Annotated in this window: 24 protein-coding genes; 11 read left to right on the top strand and 13 right to left on the bottom strand. The window is 70.8% G+C overall.

Annotated features, from left to right (window positions below; all coding sequences use genetic code 11):
• Together AC5LSR_RS04090 and AC5LSR_RS04095 are read left to right on the top strand one after the other, a co-directional pair.
• Positions 1-731, top strand: a 731-nt coding sequence (locus AC5LSR_RS04090) for a polysaccharide deacetylase family protein (protein WP_493468151.1), incomplete at its 5' end; no start/stop codon positions are given.
• A 595-nt stretch (positions 732-1,326) separates the two neighbouring features.
• Positions 1,327-2,226, top strand: coding sequence for a radical SAM protein (locus AC5LSR_RS04095; RefSeq protein WP_493468172.1), 900 nt, complete (start codon positions 1,327-1,329; stop codon positions 2,224-2,226).
• Here AC5LSR_RS04095 and AC5LSR_RS04100 read toward each other — a convergent pair whose 3' ends face one another.
• The 4 genes from AC5LSR_RS04100 to AC5LSR_RS04115 all read right to left on the bottom strand — a co-directional run bounded on the left by AC5LSR_RS04100 (position 2,227) and on the right by AC5LSR_RS04115 (position 6,179).
• Complete coding sequence (locus tag AC5LSR_RS04100; protein WP_493468152.1) at positions 2,227-3,063, bottom strand: phosphotransferase; 837 nt, start codon at positions 3,061-3,063, stop codon at positions 2,227-2,229.
• Positions 3,053-3,817, bottom strand: a complete 765-nt coding sequence (locus AC5LSR_RS04105) for an AAA family ATPase (RefSeq protein ID WP_493468153.1) — start codon at positions 3,815-3,817, stop codon at positions 3,053-3,055. The genes AC5LSR_RS04100 and AC5LSR_RS04105 overlap by 11 nt, the downstream gene beginning before the upstream one ends.
• Positions 3,818-4,007: 190 nt before the next feature.
• Positions 4,008-5,639: a hypothetical protein gene (locus AC5LSR_RS04110; protein ID WP_493468154.1), complete on the bottom strand. Its 1,632-nt coding sequence runs from the start codon at positions 5,637-5,639 to the stop codon at positions 4,008-4,010.
• A 159-nt stretch (positions 5,640-5,798) separates the two neighbouring features.
• Entirely contained in the window at positions 5,799-6,179 is a 381-nt protein-coding gene (locus AC5LSR_RS04115) for a helix-turn-helix transcriptional regulator (RefSeq protein ID WP_493468155.1), read from the bottom strand.
• Positions 6,180-6,314: 135 nt separating this feature from the next.
• Between AC5LSR_RS04115 and AC5LSR_RS04120 the strand changes: the two genes are divergently transcribed.
• From AC5LSR_RS04120 to AC5LSR_RS04155, 8 genes are all read left to right on the top strand, one after another.
• Positions 6,315-6,530, top strand: coding sequence for a helix-turn-helix domain-containing protein (locus AC5LSR_RS04120; protein ID WP_493468156.1), 216 nt, complete (start codon positions 6,315-6,317; stop codon positions 6,528-6,530).
• Between the two features lie 76 nt (positions 6,531-6,606).
• Positions 6,607-7,077, top strand: coding sequence for a hypothetical protein (locus tag AC5LSR_RS04125; protein ID WP_493468157.1), 471 nt, complete (start codon positions 6,607-6,609; stop codon positions 7,075-7,077).
• Positions 7,074-7,481 (top strand): hypothetical protein, encoded by a 408-nt coding sequence (locus tag AC5LSR_RS04130; RefSeq protein ID WP_493468158.1) that lies wholly within the window; start codon positions 7,074-7,076, stop codon positions 7,479-7,481. The genes AC5LSR_RS04125 and AC5LSR_RS04130 overlap by 4 nt, the downstream gene beginning before the upstream one ends.
• Positions 7,478-7,939: a hypothetical protein gene (locus tag AC5LSR_RS04135; RefSeq protein ID WP_250283171.1), complete on the top strand. Its 462-nt coding sequence runs from the start codon at positions 7,478-7,480 to the stop codon at positions 7,937-7,939. The genes AC5LSR_RS04130 and AC5LSR_RS04135 overlap by 4 nt, the downstream gene beginning before the upstream one ends.
• On the top strand, positions 7,936-8,241 hold the full coding sequence (locus AC5LSR_RS04140; protein WP_250283169.1) for a hypothetical protein: 306 nt from the start codon (positions 7,936-7,938) through the stop codon (positions 8,239-8,241). Before AC5LSR_RS04135 ends, AC5LSR_RS04140 begins: the two co-directional genes overlap by 4 nt.
• Complete coding sequence (locus AC5LSR_RS04145; RefSeq protein WP_493468159.1) at positions 8,241-8,990, top strand: DUF2637 domain-containing protein; 750 nt, start codon at positions 8,241-8,243, stop codon at positions 8,988-8,990. The genes AC5LSR_RS04140 and AC5LSR_RS04145 overlap by 1 nt, the downstream gene beginning before the upstream one ends.
• Positions 8,987-9,220 carry a hypothetical protein gene (locus AC5LSR_RS04150; RefSeq protein ID WP_250283167.1) on the top strand — a complete coding sequence of 78 codons (234 nt, stop codon included), beginning with the start codon at positions 8,987-8,989 and terminating at the stop codon, positions 9,218-9,220. Before AC5LSR_RS04145 ends, AC5LSR_RS04150 begins: the two co-directional genes overlap by 4 nt.
• Positions 9,217-11,358 carry an FtsK/SpoIIIE domain-containing protein gene (locus AC5LSR_RS04155; RefSeq protein WP_250283165.1) on the top strand — a complete coding sequence of 714 codons (2,142 nt, stop codon included), beginning with the start codon at positions 9,217-9,219 and terminating at the stop codon, positions 11,356-11,358. Before AC5LSR_RS04150 ends, AC5LSR_RS04155 begins: the two co-directional genes overlap by 4 nt.
• A gap of 1,259 nt (positions 11,359-12,617) precedes the next feature.
• On the opposite strand, the gene AC5LSR_RS04160 is transcribed toward AC5LSR_RS04155, so the two are convergent.
• On the bottom strand, positions 12,618-13,577 hold the full coding sequence (locus tag AC5LSR_RS04160; protein ID WP_493468160.1) for a hypothetical protein: 960 nt from the start codon (positions 13,575-13,577) through the stop codon (positions 12,618-12,620).
• A gap of 183 nt (positions 13,578-13,760) precedes the next feature.
• Positions 13,761-13,991, bottom strand: a complete 231-nt coding sequence (locus AC5LSR_RS04165) for a helix-turn-helix transcriptional regulator (protein ID WP_493468161.1) — start codon at positions 13,989-13,991, stop codon at positions 13,761-13,763.
• Positions 13,992-14,165: 174 nt separating this feature from the next.
• Here AC5LSR_RS04165 and AC5LSR_RS04170 point away from each other — a divergent pair, with 174 nt between their 5' ends.
• Complete coding sequence (locus AC5LSR_RS04170) at positions 14,166-14,480, top strand: hypothetical protein (protein ID WP_250283159.1); 315 nt, start codon at positions 14,166-14,168, stop codon at positions 14,478-14,480.
• A gap of 152 nt (positions 14,481-14,632) precedes the next feature.
• Here AC5LSR_RS04170 and AC5LSR_RS04175 read toward each other — a convergent pair whose 3' ends face one another.
• The 7 genes from AC5LSR_RS04175 to AC5LSR_RS04205 all read right to left on the bottom strand — a co-directional run bounded on the left by AC5LSR_RS04175 (position 14,633) and on the right by AC5LSR_RS04205 (position 18,407).
• Positions 14,633-15,328, bottom strand: coding sequence for a recombinase family protein (locus tag AC5LSR_RS04175; RefSeq protein WP_250283157.1), 696 nt, complete (start codon positions 15,326-15,328; stop codon positions 14,633-14,635).
• 249 nt (positions 15,329-15,577) lie between these two features.
• Complete coding sequence (locus AC5LSR_RS04180; protein ID WP_250283155.1) at positions 15,578-16,198, bottom strand: hypothetical protein; 621 nt, start codon at positions 16,196-16,198, stop codon at positions 15,578-15,580.
• Positions 16,195-16,707 carry a hypothetical protein gene (locus tag AC5LSR_RS04185; protein ID WP_250283152.1) on the bottom strand — a complete coding sequence of 171 codons (513 nt, stop codon included), beginning with the start codon at positions 16,705-16,707 and terminating at the stop codon, positions 16,195-16,197. Before AC5LSR_RS04185 ends, AC5LSR_RS04180 begins: the two co-directional genes overlap by 4 nt.
• An 8-nt stretch (positions 16,708-16,715) precedes the next feature.
• Entirely contained in the window at positions 16,716-17,273 is a 558-nt protein-coding gene (locus AC5LSR_RS04190) for a hypothetical protein (RefSeq protein ID WP_493468162.1), read from the bottom strand.
• The gene (locus AC5LSR_RS04195) at positions 17,270-17,644 is read right to left on the bottom strand and encodes a hypothetical protein (protein WP_493468163.1); all 375 of its coding nucleotides are present in this window, start codon (positions 17,642-17,644) and stop codon (positions 17,270-17,272) included. The genes AC5LSR_RS04190 and AC5LSR_RS04195 overlap by 4 nt, the downstream gene beginning before the upstream one ends.
• Positions 17,641-17,829, bottom strand: a complete 189-nt coding sequence (locus AC5LSR_RS04200; protein WP_493468164.1) for a hypothetical protein — start codon at positions 17,827-17,829, stop codon at positions 17,641-17,643. Before AC5LSR_RS04200 ends, AC5LSR_RS04195 begins: the two co-directional genes overlap by 4 nt.
• Positions 17,826-18,407, bottom strand: a complete 582-nt coding sequence (locus tag AC5LSR_RS04205) for a hypothetical protein (RefSeq protein WP_493468165.1) — start codon at positions 18,405-18,407, stop codon at positions 17,826-17,828. Before AC5LSR_RS04205 ends, AC5LSR_RS04200 begins: the two co-directional genes overlap by 4 nt.
• Positions 18,408-18,566: the final 159 nt, after the last annotated feature.

Consider the following 18,566-nt stretch of genomic DNA (forward strand, 5'->3'; position numbering starts at 1 on the left):
GGGCGGGCTTCGTCCGGGCGGTCGCGGGCGCTGGTGCCGCCGCGCTTCTCACCCATGCGGTCCCCTCGGTGGCCACCCTGCGCCGACTGCGGATCCACCTGATGCCCGGGCTCGCCGGGATCGGCGCGCCGGACCACGTGGCGCTCACCTTCGACGACGGCCCGGACCCGGCGTCCACCCCGCTGTTCCTCGACGTGCTGGCCGAGCTGGACCTGCGGGCGACCTTCTTCGTCCTCGGGACGATGCTGGAGCGCGCGCCACACCTGGCCGAGCGGATGGTGGACGCCGGTCACGAGCTGGCCGTCCACGCCTGGGACCACCGGCCGATGCTGCTGCGCGGGCCGCGCTCCACCTACCGGCAGCTGTACCGGACCCGGGAGCTGATCACGACGGTGGCCGGGCATCCGCCGCGGTTCGCCCGGCCACCGCACGGCATCCTGTCCGCGGGGTTCCTCCTCGCCGCCCGCCGGCTGGAGCTGACCCCGGTGCTGTGGACGGCCTGGGGCCGGGACTGGACGTCGACGGCCACGCCGCTGACCGTCCTCGACACTCTCGCCCCGGACCTGCGCGGCGGCGGGACCGTCCTGCTGCACGACTGCGACTGCACGTCCGCGCCGCGGGCGTGGCGCAGCGCCCTCGGCGCACTGCCCGAGCTTGCCGCCCGCTGCCATGACCTGGGCCTTCGCCTCGGCCCGCTGGCCGAGCACGGCCTTCGCCCCGGAATCATGTGATCGCATCCTGCTGGACCGCGGAACGAGGGAACAAACGGTCGCCCCGGTGGTCGTTCACGTACTCGCTTCCCAGGAATGTCAGGTCTCCGGGTACAGCGAGTAGCCGGGGAAGTTTTTCGGGGTGCCTCGCCACCTGGGCAAACTTGCTGATCATGCCTCTGAGCTGGACGTTTGACCTTGCGGTATCTCTCGTGACCTCACGCTGGTTTCCGAGTGAAACGGCCCAGGAACGGCCCAAAGATCGCCAGCGGGGCGTCTGATTTGGACGTCCCACCGGCCTCGTCCGACCTGTCATCGGCGTACGCTCCGTAGCCGCGCGTGGAGGTCTGCGATCCCGTCTCGCGGTGACCAGCGGGCCGCCGCCGGCTTGGAGGGAGCGCGTCACGGAAGCGGCATCCTCGAGCGCCCGCGAAATCATGGTGATCTTGCGGATGTCCGCGAGATCGCTCTCCCGACTCCGGCCGCTGTTCTGGGCTACCGCCCGCGCTCGAAGGAGCGCACCAGACCCCGGTAATGGCCGGTCACCGTACCCCGGGCGCTCCCCACCGCACACCGACATGCTGTTACAGAATGTCACGTGACTTATGCTCTGCGCATGTCGGACGTTTCGTTCCTCTGGTGCGAAGTGACGGGTCGCTGCCAACTCACCTGCGTGCACTGCTACGCCGAGAGTTCCCCATCCGGAACGCATGGGGCGATGAGCGAGACGGACTGGCTCCGGGTACTCGACCAGGCCGCCGATCTGGGGGTGCGGATGGTGCAGTTCATCGGCGGGGAGCCGACGCTGTACCCGCCACTCGGGGTGCTGATCGACCGGGCGTTGGCGCTGGGCCTGACGGTGGAGGTGTTCTCCAACCTGGTGCACGTCCCCGACGTGCTGTGGGAGATCTTCTCCCGGCCGGGGGTGTCGCTGGCCACCTCCTACTACTCCGACGATCCCACCCAACACGCGGCGATCACAGGGCGGCCCAGCCATCGACCGACAAAAGCGAACATCACCGAAGCGGTGCGCCGGGGCATTCCCGTACGAGCCGGAGTAATCGATCTTGGCGGTGAACGGCGGGCCATGGGAGCGCGGGCGGAACTGGTCGACCTCGGGGTACCCACCATCGGCTTTGACCGGTTACGCCAGGTGGGCCGAGGAGTCCGTGACCGGCAGGCCAGTGTCGAGCAGTTGTGTGGCCGCTGCGGGGACGGGGTGGCAGCGGTCTCTCCGGACGGTGCGGTGTGGCCGTGTGTCTTCTCCCGCTGGCTCCCGATCGGCAACGTGCTCACCGCGCCACTGGCCGATGTTCTCGCCAGCGAGGCGGCCCGGGATGTGCGGGGGCAGCTCGCCGAGCACTTCGCGAGTCGGCAGATACCGCCGTGCGTGCCGAAGATGTGCGATCCGCAGTGCGGCCCGTCCTGCGGGCCCGCGTGCAGGCCGTCCTGCTGGCCTACTGGTACCGGCCCGTGCCGGCCGAAGGGCGGCTGCGTTCCCAACTATGGGAAGTAGTCAGCCGAGGGTATGTAGGTGTCGGCGAAGCGGCTGGTCCAACTCGGGGTAGTCGCCGTCGTCGATGCGAGCCAGCAGCCGCGCGGCGACGGCCAGTTGTGCCTTCCGGCCGTCCGGAGTGTCGAGCATGCCGGCGAATGTGCGCCGCACCCGGTCGGCTACCTCTGGCACCAGCAGGCTGTGCAGCAGCAGGCTTGCGGCATCCGTACCGGCCGGGCCGCATCCCCACATCTCCCAGTCGAGGAAGCCGAACCGCGGGGCCAGCAGGTTCTCGAAGTGCAGATCGCCGTGCACGGTCTCCCACCGGTCGATGCGCACGTCCTCGCCGAAGGCCGCACGCATCCGCTTGGACACCGCCTCCTGGCCCGTGTAGATCCGCCCGGTCGGAGTGGAGCAGAGCGCATCGACGCTGCGGCGCAACTCCGCCCACCACGAGTCCGGAAGATCCACCATCGTGCGTAGGTGGTTCGTGGGCGACACGGCCCGGCCGGGAAGCAGGGTCATCACCTCGGCGCGTTGTCGACGCCAGTTCTGCTCGTCCCACTCCAACACGCCCAATACGTGGGGCTTCGCCAGGCCCACCAGGCTGTTCGCGTCGGTGTTCCCCGTCCAGGTGTCCCCGCGTGCCCACTCCGGGAACTCCGTGACGACACGCAGCCAACGGGGTCCGTCCGGACCGCTGGCCGACGCGCCGATCGTGCGCAGCCGCCACCCCCACGCCGGTTCCCCGACCACGGTGAGCCCGAAATGCTCGGCCGCGCGTGCGAGGTTGCCGCGCATCCACTCCCGGAACCGCTCGTCCGCCTGTTCGACGTCCATGTCGCACTCAGCCGTCATCGCCACCGCCGTCGACGAGGTGGCGCAGGTAGGCATTCGGGTTGTCCAAGTAGCGTCGCCAGTGGTCCACCAGCTCCAGTTTCTCCCACGGGGCGCGCCGGAACCCGTGCTCGCCTATCTCGATGATGTCCGCGCCCGGGGTCGCGGCCAGAACCGGGGAGTGCGTCGCGCAGATCACCTGCGCCCCGGACCGCCCCAGCTCGTACATCAGCGAGGTCAGGTGCAGGCAGGACGTGAACGACAGCGCCGACTCCGGCTCGTCCATCACGTAGAAACCGGGAGCGTTCATCATCGTCCGGAAGATGGTCGTGAAGCCTTCGCCGTGGCTCATCCGGCGGGTGTCCTCGGCCCAGTAGCCCGGCACGCCTCCCAGGTTCTCGGTCATGGCGAACGCGGTCTCGGCCCGTAGGAAGAAGCCCTTCTTCTTCAGCCGCGGGCCGCCCAGCATCCGTGCTCCCGCCGCGGTCGTCTCCAGCCGCAGCACCGTGCCCAACGGGCTTTTCCGCGGATCCGGCCGGCCGGTGCGGGCACCGGCCCGGCCGCCGTAGGGGTCCAGCCTGAACCCCTCGGCGATCGCTTCCACCAGGGTGGATTTGCCCGAACCGTTGTCGCCGACGAGGAAGGTCACCGGGTGGGTGAATGTCAGGCCGTGTTCCACCAGTGCCGCCACGCAGGGCACCGTGAACGGCCATGCGTCGCGTTCGGGCGGCTCGGGTGCCAGCGAGTCGGGGATGTAGGCGCGCCGGACAAACACCGGGCCTCCTCACTGAACGGGTGGCCGTAGGAACGCCCCAGGGCGGCCATCGACACTATTGTGCTGGCCCCGGGGACGTGTGCCGGGGCTTCGCCGCGGGCGGAAGCGAGTCCGGGCCGGCGCACATGATCGGCGGGTCGACCGAGTGAGGCCGTCTCCGGCGCGCGCAGAGGCGGGGCCTGGTGCTCGTTCATGCGGACGCCCGGGCCGCCTTGGGATGGCACCGAGTGCACGGGACACCGCCAGGACGGCCGGTGTCAGTCCGGAACGACACGTTGGCTTGCAGGACAGCCGGGGCGTGGCCCATGTCCCCGCCGCAGGAGCCGCACCATGGGGGCACGCCTGTACTGGCCGTACGGGGCGGGGGTGTGGACATCCACCCCGTCCAGCCCGGTTCGGCTGTCCTGGTGGCGTCTGGGCGGCATTCTGGGCATGTCCCGTCGGGGCGGAACATGGCGGCCGGGTGGGTGAGGCACACCAGCTTGGACGGGTGCCCTGCCGGGCCGGACGCGGTGGCCCTGGCCATCTCCTCGTCCAAGATCCGGCGGGTCCGCTCCCGGCCGGACTCCCTGCGCGGCCGGCCGGAGCTGGACGCCGCGGGCGGGACCATAGAGGGCAGGAAGCGGGTAGGTGCCGTCTCGACCGCCGTCCGCAGGTAGCCGGCCGGGTCGTGCACATCCCGCAGGGTGCCGTCCTTGCGGCGCAGCACCATCGCCACACCCTTCCCGGCGAGCTCCCTGTCGATCGTCTGCCCGGTCGCCTCGTGCACCGCGTCGGCGAGGACCTGGAGCAGGTCGACGGCCGAGCCGACAGCGGGAGCCGCAGTCGGAACAGTTGGAACACGGGTGTGGGTGCCGTCGTCATCAGCGACGCCATCGTCGTCAGCGACGCCCTCGACGGCGTCCGCCTGGCGGACGCCATCCGGTTGGGCCTGGCGGACGCAGTCCAGCAGCACCGTCACAGGGTCGACACCCGGCGGGAGTTCCCCGCCCAGTTCCTCAGCGAGCGCACCCGGTTCGACACCTGCGGCGAGGCGTTCGGCGACCGCGTCCACCAGCTGGTGACGTGCGGCGCTGTCGAGCACCACCCCGAAGCCGATCACCTCACGGTCGACCAGCGATTCCGCGGTGAGCATCCACGGGCCGGAAGCCGACGACGGAACCGCTGATCCTCTGTCCCCCTCGATGCCCGTAGTGGAGCCGGCCGGGCTGGGGTCGGGAGAGTGCGTCGAAGGGTGAGGGTCCGGCGAGGCGGTACCCGTCACGGTGGGAGGCGGGCTGATGGTCACAGCCCGGGGGTTATCCACATGATGATTTTGTTCGCGCGCGTGCGCGAGATCATCATCAAAATGTTCTTCTAAGAACTGATCTTCTTTACTGGTCTTCTTACTCTGGTCTTCTGATTGAAGTACCGCTGGCGGACGGTCCGCCGACGGTCCTTCCGCCAGCGGACTTTCCGTCAGTGGTAGTTCCGTAGGCGTGTCCGCATTGTCACCCTCCGGAACGTGCTGGATGGTCCACGGAGCCCAGACCACCCGCCCGCGCGGGCCCGGAACCCGCCTCCGGACGAGGTGACCGGCTACCTCAAGCTCCTTCAGGGCAGCGGTGACCGCGCGGCGGCTCCACTCGGGAAACGCGCGCTCGACAGCGTCCGCGTTGACGGTGGCCAGGTATTCGGGTGTGTGGGAGAGAAGCCAGATCAGGATCATCCGCGCGTACCCGGTCAACGCCGGATTGCCGATGATCGCGTTGGGTATGGGGGTCCAGCCGCTACGGGTGGGCAGGTTGGACGTGCCCGGGGGCACGCTGGCAGCATTCGCCACGGGTCGGAAACCCTTCACTGCGAGGGATTTCGATCAAGGGCCCGGCCGGAGGGTGAGATCTCCGGTTCGGGCCCGTTTCGTCTGCGGTGAGGGGACGGCCTGCGGGCCGTAGCGCAGACGTGTACGCGCGGGAAGCGCGGAAGCGGTGGTGCGGGCTGGTCAGCCGCGCGAGGCGGCCCACGCTTCGATGTCGGCGCGGACGTACAGCGCGACCCCGTGATGCCGCCACGCCGGGCGAGGCAGACCGAGCAGAGACGCGATCTCATGCACCGGCATACCGACATACCGGGCGACGTCGGCCGCCGACCAGAGCTCCGGTAGCTCATCCTCGGCGTCCCGGGCATCGTCCGGCCGGTAGCGGGCTATCCAGGCTTCGATCAGGTCCGCGCGCCAGAGGCCGAGCACACCCTTCCCGCCGTGACGTAGCGGCGCCGGCCAGGTCGGCAGCTTCGTCAGCTGACGGGCACGTTCCCGCGTCACCGAGAGCCGTTCGGCGATCTCGGAGGTACCCCAGAGCACGGGGTCGGCGGGTTCGGACATGGGTTGCATCTTCCCTGAGAGCAAGCAGCTTGTGTCCTTCCCGCACCGCTCATCACCATCCGAACGTCTTGTTTGATCGATAATCGCTTGGTACTGTCATAGCGTACCGAATCGCTCATGAGGACGGGAGGCGACATGCCGGATGCAACCCCGCAGGTCAGCGCCAGCGAGGACGACGAGCTGATGACCCCGGCCGAGGCACGCAAGGCGCTGCGAGTCAGCGCGGCGACCCTCAGCCGCTGGACGCGGGCTGGCGCGATCCGGGCAGTGGCACTCCCGAGCGGGAGGCGCCGCTACCGGAAGGCGGACATCGACGCGATCCGCGCCGGCCGCCCGACATCTACCGCCTGAAACGAAGACAGCCCCCGCCGGTGCAGCAACACCGACGAGGGCCTACGGACCACCTGACAAGACAGGAGACCCGCACATGCAGCTTCTCACCCGCAGCACGGCCCGCCTGGTTGTGGCGCTTGCCGCCGTCGCGGCCCCCGCACTGTTCCGTGCCCGCCGCACCCCGGCTTCGGTCACCGCGGCTGCTCCCGTCCTGACCGCCGAGCCGGACCCGATCGCCGTAGCCGACCCCGCGGACGTCTACACCCCGGACGAGATGCCCGCCGTCGAGGTCATCGAGGAGGCAGCGGCCAGCTACGAGACGGCTTCCGAGCAGGCCAGGACCGCCGACCGTGGCAAGCGCAAGGCCCGGAAGCTGCTGGATCGGCTCCCCGCCGGCGTGTACGGCTCGTGGGCCGTGGACCGGGTCGAGTCCAGCCGGCAGACCGCCGACCTGGACGCGATCCGCGCCACCTACGCCCGGCACGGGCTCGGCGACGTTCCGATGCGGCCATGCGCTCCCTCGCTGCGGGTCACCCGCGCCGCCGTCCTGGCGGTGGCGGCATGAGCGCCGACGACCTGTTCGCCAGCCACCCCGACCTGATCGATCTGGAAGCGGACAACACCTACAGCGCCGGTTTCCTCGCCGTCGCCGCGGCGATCCGCGCCTACGAGGATGCCGCGGCCAACCCCGACATCCCCCCGATCCCCCGCCTGATCATGATCTACATGGCGCGAGGCGCCGAACTCGCAGGCCAAGCCCTCATCGACTACCTCAACGACGACAGAGACGAGCTCACTCTCCTGCACGGCTGGCTGGTCACGATCGCCGAAGACCCGACCGAACGCGTCGACACCCGAAAGGCTCGGGAGTGGGAGGCGGCCGGGTACCGGACGGCCCTGAACATGATCACCCGCCTGCCCATCTTCGAGGACCTCGGTCTCGCCAAGGTAACTGGGGGTGCCCGGTGACCACGCCGATCCTCCCCGACTTCCCGCCGGTCGACCCGGCGTTCGTGGAGCCCACGATCGCTGACCTGACCGAAGCGTCCGGACGGGTTGCCCAGTACGGGCCGAACACGGTCCGTACCACCGCGTTCATGCTCGCCACGGACGCGCTGACCGCCGCACTGACCAGCGGCAGCATGGCCGAGGTCCTCCGGGCTGTACGCCAGATGGTCGCCGTGGACCGGGCGGTCATCGCGTACCAGCGGGGCGAGCTCATCACTGGCGAGGCTGACGGGCTGGACGACGACGTCGCGACCGTCCCGGGCGTTCTAGACGGGTTCGCGTGCCTGGTCTGCGGCGCCGACCTGACCGTGCCCGGTGTCGCCAGCGTGCCGGCTGGCGCCGTGGGCGAGTGTCAGGTGTTCGCCTGCTCGGCGCACGGCCAGGACCGCGACGGCGGGCCGGCGGCGGTGACCCGGTGAGCCGGCCGTGTGGGCTGTGCGCCGGGCTCGGGGTGGTGGACGGCGCGTCGTGCCCGGTCTGCTTCCCCCGGGCCGGCACCGGCGAGCGCGGTGCGCGGAAGAGCCCGAAGTCGGTCACGATCCCCACGTCGGTCAAGGAGATCAAAAACCTGGTCGGCAGGAAGCGGATCGACAAGACGACGACCAAGGACGGGGTGACGACGCGGGACCGGCTCACCGGCCGGGAGTCGACCACGCTGACCCCCGCGCAGAAGGCGGAGCTTGCCCGCCGCCGGAAGGCCAAGAAGAAGGGCGGCCGGTGATGGGTACGAAGATCAGCGCCGATCAGTGGATCAGCCGTCTGATCGGCGCCGGCCTGGCCGTCGTCGCGGGAGTCGCGGCGATCGTCAGCTACCGGCACATGCGGGACCTGTCCGCCCGCCACGGTGAGGACGGGCTGTCCTCCACGATCCTGCCGTTGTCCGTGGACGGCCTGCTGGCGGTGGCCGCGCTGGTGCTGCTCGCGGATGCCCGTGCCAACCGGCGCAGCGGCCGGGCCACCGCCTGGTTCGCGGTCACGCTCGGGATCGGCGCGTCCGTGGCCGCGAACGTGGCGCACGCCGAGCCGACGTGGACCGGCCGTCTGATCGGCCTGTGGGCGCCGGTCGCGCTCGCGGTCGCGCTGGAACTGGCCCTGCGCCACGTCCGGCATGTGGCGGCCCTATCCGTCGCTCCGACGGTGGGCTCCGGTCCAGCCGTCAAGGCGACAGCCGATCCCCTACCGGTCCAGTCCGCACCCCCTGTGGCCCGGGCTACGCCACCGGCCGAGCCACCCGCGGCCGATCCCGTGCCGGTGGCCGGGCCATCGGTGGCCGACCCCGGCCCGGAGACCGAGCCAGCGGGCCACGCCACCGGGCCGACCCGGCACCGGGTGGCCGCGCTGGTCAGCCGGATCCCGGCCGACGACCCACGATCCGACCGCGCCTTGGCCGCGGAGTGGGCACCCCTGGTCGGTGTCACGCCGTCGACCGTTCGTAACCACCTGTCAGCGCTACGGCGGGAGGAATCATGACCAGCATCCGCGCGGACCTGCGCGCCTTGCCGTGGTGGGCGGCTGTCGGGCTCGTGCTCCTGGCCGTCGTTGTCCTGGCCCTGAGGATCGCGGGTCTGCTGGTCCTGGCGGTCGTGGACGCGGCCCAGCGGATCGAGATCGCCGTGTCGACCGCGGCCGGTATCGCTCCGCTGGCAGCCTCCACGGTGATCCTGCCTGCTGACGCGCCGATGCCCGGGTGGACGCGATGACCGCGCCGGTACGACTCGACAAGGCGGACGCTGTGGGGGACGTTGTCCCGGGCCCGTGGCTACCGGCCATCCCCGACCCGGACAGCAAGCCAGCCACCGGCCCGGCCACACCAGCCCCCCCGGCCAGTTCGCCGGATGCCCCGCTGCCGGTACCGGCACGCCGACCACTGGCCGACGACCCCCTACGCCTGCCCGTGTGGCTGACGGATACCACGGTGGCGCGGGCCCGGCTCGACCACGGCGGCCGGATGGCCACCCGGGCGGCCGTGCGCAGCCTGCGCCGCTCCCCGCTGGCCATCCTGCGCGGGGTGTGGCGCGGTGGCCGGGTCTGGTGGCGCTGGGTCCGTGCCGAAGACCTCGCCGACGAGCTCCGCGACGCGGCCACCGGCAAGCTCGGCAAGGACGTGTTCCTGATCCGGGATCATCGCCGGATCCGCTGGTACCTCACCGGCGCGACCCTGGCGACCACCGGCATCGGGGAGACCGTCGCCGCGCTGGCCGTCGGTGAGTGGGTGCCGGTCGTCTCCGGTCTCGCCGCGGCCGGCACGGCGGCGGTCGCCGGACGGCGCAGGCGAACGCCGGGTGCGCCGGCCGGGTACGGCGCCGACCGGGACATCCGGGTCGGGCTGGCCCCGGAACATCTCAACGGCGCGTTCCGCGCGGCCGGGCTCCTGAAACCGGCCGCGGGGCTGGTGCTGTGCTCGCCGGTACTCCGAGACGGTACCGGCTGGGCTGTGGTCGCGGACCTGCCGTTGGGCGGCGGGAAAACCGCCGCGCACGCCATCGCGAAAGCCGATGTCCTCGCGGCCGAACTCGGCGTCGACGAGATCCAGCTCATCATGAGCCGGGTACGGGCCCATCAAGGCGGGCACGGCCGGCGGCTGTCACTGTGGATCGCCGACGATGACCCGTATCTAGGCCCGTCCACGGTGTCACCGCTGGTCGACGCGGACACCTTCGATTTTTGGACGGCGGTACCGTTCGGCCGGGATGCCCGCGGCAACCGGATCACGCTGGGCATGCTGTGGGAGTCGGCGTTTTTCGGTGGCCTGCCGCGCCGCGGCAAGACCTTTTCCATGCGGCTGCTGGTATCCGCCGGGGTACTCGACCCGTGGGTGCGGCTGTACCTCGCCGATGGGAAAGGCGGTGCTGATTTCCGGCCGGCCGCGAAGGTCGCCCACCGGTATATCCGCGGCGCGGACGACGAAGATCTCGCCGCGTTGGAAGTCATGCTCGACGAGCTGATCGCCGAGATGTCGCGGCGGTTCGCGCTGTTCGCGACCCTACCGACGAGCATGTGCCCGGAAGGCAAGCTCACTCCGGACATCATGCGGCGGTACATGATGCCGCTGGTCCTGGTCGTGATCGACGAGTTGCAAGAGTACTTCGAGGCGATCGACGAGGAGAAGGACCGGCGTCGGATCATCGGGAAGCTGGCCCGTATCGCACGCCGCGGCCCGGCGGCCGGATTCATCCCGATCTATGCGTCGCAGCGGCCGGACGCCAAAAGCGTTCCCACGAAGCTCCGGGAGATCGTGTCGCGGCGGTATTCCACGCAGGTCACCGACAAAACCAGCTCGGACATGGTCTTGGGAGACGGTAAGGCCGCGATGGGTGCGGACGCTTCCACCTTGTCCGAGGAACACAAAGGCGTCGGGGTGCTGGTGACCGGCCCGGCGAACCACGTGACCGTGAAATGCGATTATCTCGACAATCCGGCGTTCGACGTGGTGTGTTCCCGGGGGCGGGTGTTGCGGGTGGCTGCCGGCACCCTGACCGGTCAGGCGGCCGGTGACATCCCGTCCGCGGCCGGGGACGTCGGCTACACCATCCCGCAGATCATCGGGGATGTGATGGAGGCGTTCGGGTCCCGGTCGCGGATCTGGACGGAAGACCTGCTGTCCGCGCTGGTGAACCTCGACGAGGACGGCTACGGGGATTTCGATCCGGCCATGCTCGCGGCCGAGCTGGACCGTGCCGGGGTCCGCCGCACCACCAAGCAAGTCAAGATCGACGGGGAGAACCGTGCCGGGTATCTGCTGCGCGACATCGAGGGCGCGATCCCGCCGGACGTGCTCGCGGCCCGGCCGGTAGAGGGGGCCGACGCTACCTCCCCGCCCGCCCCGGCCGGCGGCTGACCGGCCGGCCGGCAGCCCACATGTAGACACCCCCCGCTACCGGCGTAGCGGCCCCGGTAGACCCCGCTGACCTGCGCGGTAGCAGCGGTAGCGGGGGTGTAGCCCACCTGCCCAGGACGGCCACAGAGACCCGTTCGAGACCGAAGGAGAAGACGTGAAGATCAGGATTGGCGGAAAGGCCGAGAGTCGCCGTGCCGCGGCTGCTCGAACCAGGTGGAACCGCAGCATCTCCGAGACGTGGGCCGCGAAGGATCGGCACCTGCCTCCCGGCTACCGAGACACAGACGGTCGAGTAGTCGAACGCGGCACCGGCTGGACAGATGAGGAGTGGCTGACCCACATCGCGGAGCGACGCGCGGGCCGCGATTGACCCCGCACCGACAACGCCCACGGCCCCGGTCTCGAGAACCCCTCGGGACCGGGGCCGTGGGCGTGAACGGCGGCCGGCCGGTGTTCACCCTCGGGTACGCAGCGGTCCGTAGAGGGTACGCAACGCGATCTTCCCGGCGCCGGGAAAATGGTATCAATCGGCTACACAGCGATCCGTAGAGGATGCGCAGCCTTGATCACTTTACCGGCGCCGGTAAAGTGATCGCTCCCATCCGCGACCGGGCGCACGTGAACGTCGACAAAGCTGACGTTCACCGAGGGTCAGCTCCCCCCGCGCCCGGGCCGGAGTCACTTTAGGGACGCCCCGAAGGTGACCATGAAGTCAGCTCCCCGCGCGCCCGGGCCGGAGCCCCGGGCATCTTGGACCGGTGCCTGAGACCTGTCCACGGAAGGTGGCCGCCGCGCTACAACATGCGGGTTCGTGATCTTATGGGCGCCCATAAGCCCGGCTCCCCGCCCCGCTCGGGACCGTGACCCTTGGTGAACTTCAACTTTGCTGACGTCCGGCTCCCCGCCCGCTCGGGCCGGACTCGGTCGATGACCGGAATCCGAGTCCGGCCATCTCCGGCTCCCCGCCCGCTCGGGCCGGACGTGAGCGTCGCTACTGTCGACGTTCACCAGGCGTCAGCTCCCCGTCCGCCCGGGTCGGACCGGAGAGCGGTCTTCGAGGAGGCTCGAAGATCGGCCATCTCCATCTGCGCACAGGCCGCCCGGGTCACACGAGTCGATGACGTGAGTAGTACTCACCTCGTGACACCTTCGAGGCTCCCACCCGCGCCCGGCTCGCACGGACGTCAGCAAAGTTGAAGTTCACCAAGGGTCACTCCCCCGCCTTCACTCGCGCCCGGGTCGGACCCTACGTGAGCTGGTCAGACGGACAGCGTCCGGATCATCTCGGCGACGTCGCGGACGGCGGCATGCCCGGCCGGGGCGCGGCCTACGAACGCGGTTGCCCGTTCGATCACTCCAGTGGCTGGAGTCCCGACCGCGGACGCGCGCGCGATCGCCTCACCGACCAGGTGCGCGCCGGTGGCCGGGTCGCTGTCGGCCAGCGCCATCCCGTAGGCGGCCCGCAGGCACACCGACAGCGCCTCGTTACCGGCCCGGTCGGCCCGCGGTAGCCACTCGTCCGCGACCGTGCCGGCGGTCCGCGCGTCTCCGAGACGGGCGTAGGCGTCGACGGCGTAGCTGGCCAGCTCCGCCGGGGACAGGCCGCGGAACGGCTGTGCGTCGACGAGCGACACGGCGTGCCGGTCCACGCTCCGGCGGGCGGCCGTCAGCGCGGTGTCGGCCTTGGCCGCGTCACCGAGGCGGGCGTAGGCGCGGCCGGCGATCCCGTGCAGCCGCGACCCGGCCGGGCCGTCCCCATGGGCCAGGCCGGGGCCGATCGCGGTCAGCGCGTCATCGGGCCGGTTGCCGTAGAGCGCGACCAGCGCCCGGGTGCCGGCGATGTGCGCCAGCAGGACCGGACTGTCGATCGCGGCGGCGCGGCCGGCCGCGGTGTCGAGTACTCGGCCGGCCTGGTCGTAGGCGCCCAGGTCCGCGAGGGCCAGGCCGTAGGCCGCGCCGTACATGGCCTGCGCCTCGAACAGGCCGCGTTCGGCGTTCGCGGACATCGGTACCCGGCCCATGCTCGTCAGTGCCCGCAGGTGCATACGGGCCACGTCGGCGCTCTGGCGGACGTCGCGGCGCGGGTAGGCGCGCACGAGCCGGTAGGCGTGGGCGCGCATCTCGTCGAGGAAGGCGCTCACCTCGCCACCCGACCCGGGACCGGTGAGCGCCAGGCCGGCCGCGCCGGCGAGCAAGAGGTCACGCCGGTCAACGTCCACGCTGCACCCCTGCCGGTCACTGTCCGCAGGAATTCAGCGTCCGTCATGCAAGGCCATCCGTCCATAGCCCACCCTCCCCGCGTCGCCGTATTCATGCGAACGGTAACCGGACTGGTCAGGACAGGTAGCAGCAGGATTGTTGACCAACATATGGCGCGCATTGTTGACCAATATGCGAAACGGTCAGGCGTCGCCGCGCCACCCGGGCCGATGCCGGTCAAGCCAAGCTTCGACGTCCCGGCGTAGCCAGAGGCGTTCTTTCTCGCCGGTGTACCAGGGCGCGGGGAAGTCACGGTCACGGGTGATCGTGTGCGCTCGCGACCGGGCGACGCCCAGCAATTCGCGTAGCTCGCCGAAGCCGATCAGGTCGTCCGGGGTCGCAGGCCGCGACTCCGGCTCGTTGCTGCTGGCCATGGGCCCGGATGCTGGATGCGGATCCGGATCCGTGGTCCGCGCTCTTTCTTCGAATCCGCAAGCTCGCTACCGTGACCGGACACTCGCGCGCCGTCCCGGACGCGCGGAACGAGTGAGCCCCACCGGTCCGACAACCGGCGGGGCTCGTGGCCGACCTGTACGGAGGTACGACCGATGGACCGATCATCCACGACGCCACGTGACGACCGCCAGCTCGACGACGACGCGGGCCGGGTGCCCGCCGTCGCGGACGGCTGGTCCGGCCGGAGGCTGCCGACGAGCGGGGCAACCGCGCACTACTCCCGGATCACGGGCCGGGTCACGGTCATCATGGACGTGGCCATGACCGCGGCCGAAGTGACCACGGCGCTGTCGATTTACCTGCCGGGAGACGTCCGGCTCAGCGAGGCACACTCGCTCGGCGACACGGTGATGCTGGTCTTTCAGGGCCAGCCCGACCAGCCAGCGTTCACCGCGTCCGGCCCCTGACGGCTCCGCTCGGCCGGTGGCCGCGTCCAGCTCGCGCGGGCCGACGTCGGCAAGCTGGACGGCAACACGACGATGCCCCGACCGGGAGACCGGCGGGGCATCGTGCTTTCCGGGCATGCAGTGGATACGCCGTCCGGGCTGCCCTCCAGCGGTCAGAGCGTCTGCCGTGCCCGTCCGAGTGCCCGGCTGACCGTCTGCGGATGCCAGCGCCCGCCCCGCTTGGGCTGGTGGCCTTCGACGGTCAGGGTGTCCGCTATGACCCGCAGAGACGCGCCCGCGGCGGCCAGTTCGGTCATGCGGGCGAGGGCGGCCTGTTCGCGTTCGTCCGGGACGAGTTCCCGGCCGCGTGCCCGCTGCCCGTACGCGGGGGACCCGTAGGCGTAGCCCCCGCGGGACGCTTTGAGCGTGCGGCCGGAGCGGAGACGCAGCGCGATCATCGCCCGTTCGTACTCGTTGACGGCGCCGAGGACCTGCCGGATCAGTTTCCGGGACGGATCATCCGGGTCGTCCTTGAGGTAGCCGGCTTCGCCCTGCGCGGTGCTGAAGACGTCCGCGCCCATCCGCCAGATTTCGGCGATCAGCTGTTCTTGGACGACGAGGTCGCGGGCGAGCCGGTCGAGTTTCGGGACGACGATGCCGGCGGCCTGGCGTCCACGGAGGGCTTGGAGGGCTTCGCCGAGGGCGGGTCGGTCGTCGAGTTTCCCGGACACGCCTTCGTCGCGGTGGATCGTGTCGATGCGGTGGCCTGTGGTGCGCGCCCATGCGCGGAGGGCCTTCTCCTGGACGTCGAGTCCGTAGCCGTCGACCTGCCTATCGGTCGATACCCGTATGTAACCGATCAGCTTCATTGCGCTCCCACCCCGTCTGACCTGCACTGTCACATCCATTTTAATAGACGTAACACAACGGGATCACACCGAGGGGATCGACCCGATCCGACGAAGATGATCCGCGACCAGACGGGCACACACCGCACACAGCCAGGAAGGGGCCGGATACTCAGCCACCAGCACACCCGGACCGCCACACAGCAGACAGGGACCGACATCCGATATCGGGTCGGCCCCTGCCTGCGTCACGTGGACGAGCATGCCCGGTCAGGCAGCCACCGCAGCCGGCGGCTCCGCGTCCGGAGGCTCGGTGGCCCGCGCGGCAAGCAGCATCTTGACGATCACCTCGTGCGCGACGAAGGGCACACCCTGGTTGGCGAGCAGCCGAGGGAGCCCGTCGGTTTCGACTCCGTACGGAGCCAGGGCCGCAGCGGAGGCATCGCCGAGGACCTGTGCCGCCGTCTTCGCGAGGGCAGCCGGCCGGCCGCGCAGGTCGGTACGGCGGGTTTCCCACCGCGCCCAGGTATGGATGATCTCCATCGTGCGGTGCAGCAGCTCGGGGAGTTCGTCATCGAGGGCCTGCCGCTCGGCGGCGAGCTCGTCCCGGACGGCGACGAGCCGTGCCTGTTCGGCGGCCCGGCGGGCGGCATCCTCGGCGGCGGCCTGCTCGGCGAGCGTGCCCGCCCAGTCGGCCTCGCGCTGGCGCAGCTCGGCGGCGGCCTGGTCGGCTTCGGCCTGCCGCGTCGCGGCGACCTGGCGGGCGGCCTCGAGCGCAGCCAACCGCGTCTGGTGCAGATCGTCGGCTGCTGCGTCGGCGGCTGCTTCGGCCGCTTCGGCTGCGGCGGCGGCGGTAGCGAGAGTCGACGCGGGGGTCTTGCGGCTGGTCATCGTCCTGTCCTCGGGCTGGTACGGGCGTGGGTGGGCGCCGGCCGGGCTGCGGCGGCATCGAGCCGGCGGCGGAAACCGTCCGCGACACGGTCGGCGGCCTTGAAGAGCGCGTCGTTCGCGGGGGCGGCCGGCGGCGGCACGGCTACCGCCACCTTCGGCAGCGCGGCGGCCAGGTCGTCGAACTCGCGCAGCAGGCCGGCAAAAGTCACCCGGTCCGGGCCCTGCGACCCGTCAAACACGGCCTGCAAGACGCGGCGGCGGGCTGCCCGGTCAGCGGGCGGCATACCGGCGAACTCGGCGGCCTTGGCGAGCAGGCCGCCAGCCTCCCCGGCGAGGTTTTTGACGAGCGGGCTGCGGGCCATCGGCGAGACTGCGACCGTCACCGCAGCTCTGGCGGCGACCTGGTCGCGGTCGACGCGGCCATCAAGCGCGGACAGGTCGCCGAGAATGTTGATGGCGTCGGCGAGTTCCGCCGGTGTCGGGGCGGGTCCGGCAGCTCTGCTGCCCATCGGATCTCCTATGCGGCGTCGGGATATGTCCAACGACGCTGAGCGGCCATCGTGATCAAGCTCTCTGCCCGGATCTGCCACCGACCTTTACTCGTTCGCCGCGCGTCCAGCGCGCCTTGGGCCGCGAGTCTCCGCAGGTAGGACGGGTCCAACTCGAACATGTGTGCGGCTCGTGTCGTCGATACCCACGATCCCGGCTGGAGATCGTCGGCGGCGAACGAGTCGCGCGACCCGGGCGCGAAACGGCCAAGGGCGGCATCCCGCCGCAGCCGGTGATGCTCCGCAACATCGGCGAGCACGGCCAGGTCACCGCGGACCGCCACGTCGAGCGGCGACCCCCTGTCCAGCTCGCCCAGCCCCGCGCGCAGCAGCCCGACCAGGCAGGCCGCAGCCGGCCCGTCGATGAGCGGTACCGCGTCGGCGAGCCGGTCGAGCACGGCCTCCGTCCCGGCGGGAGCGGCCCCATCACGGACGCGGAGACGGCGCAGGCCGATGCGGGCGACGACGAGGAGGCGAGCAGCCTCCCGCGGCGTCGGCACGGCGCACGGCCCCGCCGAAGACCTCATCCCGCCTCCGGCTCGCGTGCAGCTCGGAGACCGATCTCCGCAAGGTCGGGCCGGTCCGGGCCACCCAAGGCGCAGGCGACCGCGACCAGACCGAGCGTGACGTCGACTGCCCCCGCCGCGACGCCCCGCAATGCCACCGCGGCGGCCTCGGGATTGGCCCGCACCAGCGCGGCGAGCCCGTCGCCATTCCCGGCCGCCGGCCCGGCGGCCACCGCTGCGCGGGCGAGCTCCGCGACCTGGTCCTCGCCTGCGAGCCGGGCCAGCAGCGCCACGGCGACGGCGAGGGTAACCAGCTCCTGGTCGCCGCTCTGCGCGGCGGCGACCAGGCCGACCGCCCGCTGGAGGCTGCTGACGTCCGGGGTGCCAGTCATCGCCCGTCCTGATCGTCCGGGACAGGCGAGCCTTCAGCGAGGGCGTCGAGGTGACGGCGGATCACCCGGTCGGCGGCGGCCTGCTGCTGCGGACTGAGACGGAGCAGAGGATCATGTATGACGTCCCTGACCGTGGCCTCGATCTCCGCGATCGTTCGATCGTCGAGGCTGGACCAGTCGCTCATCGCGCTATCTCCCGCTGCGCCCGAAGGATGTCGCGGACGACACCCGGCAGTGCCCGGCGCTGATCGTCCGTAAAGGCGAGATCAGGATGGGTCATTACCGCCCGGAAGACTTCCACAAATGAGGATGCGGTTCGTTCGTTTATAGCAACGATTCTTTCGTCGATTTTGAGCCGGGCCATATCGACGAGGACTTTCCGCGCGGCGTCGAGCGCCCGCTCAAACACCACCACCGCGGCCCTGACCTGCTCACCCGTCGCCTCGGAGAATGTTTCGAGGCTGTCCAGCTCGGCGACGCGCTGTTCTGCAATCTTGGACCAGGCGAGAATCCTCCCCGCAATCTCCTTCAAGGCGGTAAGGGGGTCGTCGACCGGCTCGGGGGTGTATCCGTCGAGCAGAGCGCGGATCTCGGCGTCTGCCTGGCGGACGGCCGCCTTGGCTTTCACCTGCCGCGCGGCGCCACCGTGCTTTGCGCAGACGGTCGCGCCGCGGACCGCCGGATTCTTGCAGGGCTGGCCGGCCCTGTCGGGGCGGCGCCGGCCGGAGCAGGTCGCGGTGCAACGGGGCGGTTGAAGGGTCATCGGGCCTCCGGCAGGTTGAAGGGTCGGCTGCGGGACGGGGCGTCGGGACGCCGGTTCGGGCAGGTCTCCCGGTGCCGGGCGACGAGGACCCCGGACTGGGTCGGGTCTGGGGCTGCTGCGGTGTCGCAGTTCGGGCAGCACCAGGCGGACGGGGAGCGC

Source organism: Protofrankia sp. CiP1_Cm_nod4, from assembly GCF_982290645.1.

Coding starts and splice junctions, on each gene's coding strand:
- AC5LSR_RS04095 (WP_493468172.1), top strand. CDS start 1,327: ATGTCGGACGTTTCGTTCCTCTGGTGCGAAGTGACGGGTCGCTGCCAA.
- AC5LSR_RS04100 (WP_493468152.1), bottom strand. CDS start 3,063: ATGACGGCTGAGTGCGACATGGACGTCGAACAGGCGGACGAGCGGTTC.
- AC5LSR_RS04115 (WP_493468155.1), bottom strand. CDS start 6,179: ATGTCCGAACCCGCCGACCCCGTGCTCTGGGGTACCTCCGAGATCGCC.
- AC5LSR_RS04120 (WP_493468156.1), top strand. CDS start 6,315: ATGCCGGATGCAACCCCGCAGGTCAGCGCCAGCGAGGACGACGAGCTG.
- AC5LSR_RS04125 (WP_493468157.1), top strand. CDS start 6,607: ATGCAGCTTCTCACCCGCAGCACGGCCCGCCTGGTTGTGGCGCTTGCC.
- AC5LSR_RS04130 (WP_493468158.1), top strand. CDS start 7,074: ATGAGCGCCGACGACCTGTTCGCCAGCCACCCCGACCTGATCGATCTG.
- AC5LSR_RS04145 (WP_493468159.1), top strand. CDS start 8,241: ATGGGTACGAAGATCAGCGCCGATCAGTGGATCAGCCGTCTGATCGGC.
- AC5LSR_RS04150 (WP_250283167.1), top strand. CDS start 8,987: ATGACCAGCATCCGCGCGGACCTGCGCGCCTTGCCGTGGTGGGCGGCT.
- AC5LSR_RS04155 (WP_250283165.1), top strand. CDS start 9,217: ATGACCGCGCCGGTACGACTCGACAAGGCGGACGCTGTGGGGGACGTT.
- AC5LSR_RS04165 (WP_493468161.1), bottom strand. CDS start 13,991: ATGGCCAGCAGCAACGAGCCGGAGTCGCGGCCTGCGACCCCGGACGAC.
- AC5LSR_RS04170 (WP_250283159.1), top strand. CDS start 14,166: ATGGACCGATCATCCACGACGCCACGTGACGACCGCCAGCTCGACGAC.
- AC5LSR_RS04175 (WP_250283157.1), bottom strand. CDS start 15,328: ATGAAGCTGATCGGTTACATACGGGTATCGACCGATAGGCAGGTCGAC.
- AC5LSR_RS04180 (WP_250283155.1), bottom strand. CDS start 16,198: ATGACCAGCCGCAAGACCCCCGCGTCGACTCTCGCTACCGCCGCCGCC.
- AC5LSR_RS04185 (WP_250283152.1), bottom strand. CDS start 16,707: ATGGGCAGCAGAGCTGCCGGACCCGCCCCGACACCGGCGGAACTCGCC.
- AC5LSR_RS04190 (WP_493468162.1), bottom strand. CDS start 17,273: ATGAGGTCTTCGGCGGGGCCGTGCGCCGTGCCGACGCCGCGGGAGGCT.
- AC5LSR_RS04195 (WP_493468163.1), bottom strand. CDS start 17,644: ATGACTGGCACCCCGGACGTCAGCAGCCTCCAGCGGGCGGTCGGCCTG.
- AC5LSR_RS04200 (WP_493468164.1), bottom strand. CDS start 17,829: ATGAGCGACTGGTCCAGCCTCGACGATCGAACGATCGCGGAGATCGAG.
- AC5LSR_RS04205 (WP_493468165.1), bottom strand. CDS start 18,407: ATGACCCTTCAACCGCCCCGTTGCACCGCGACCTGCTCCGGCCGGCGC.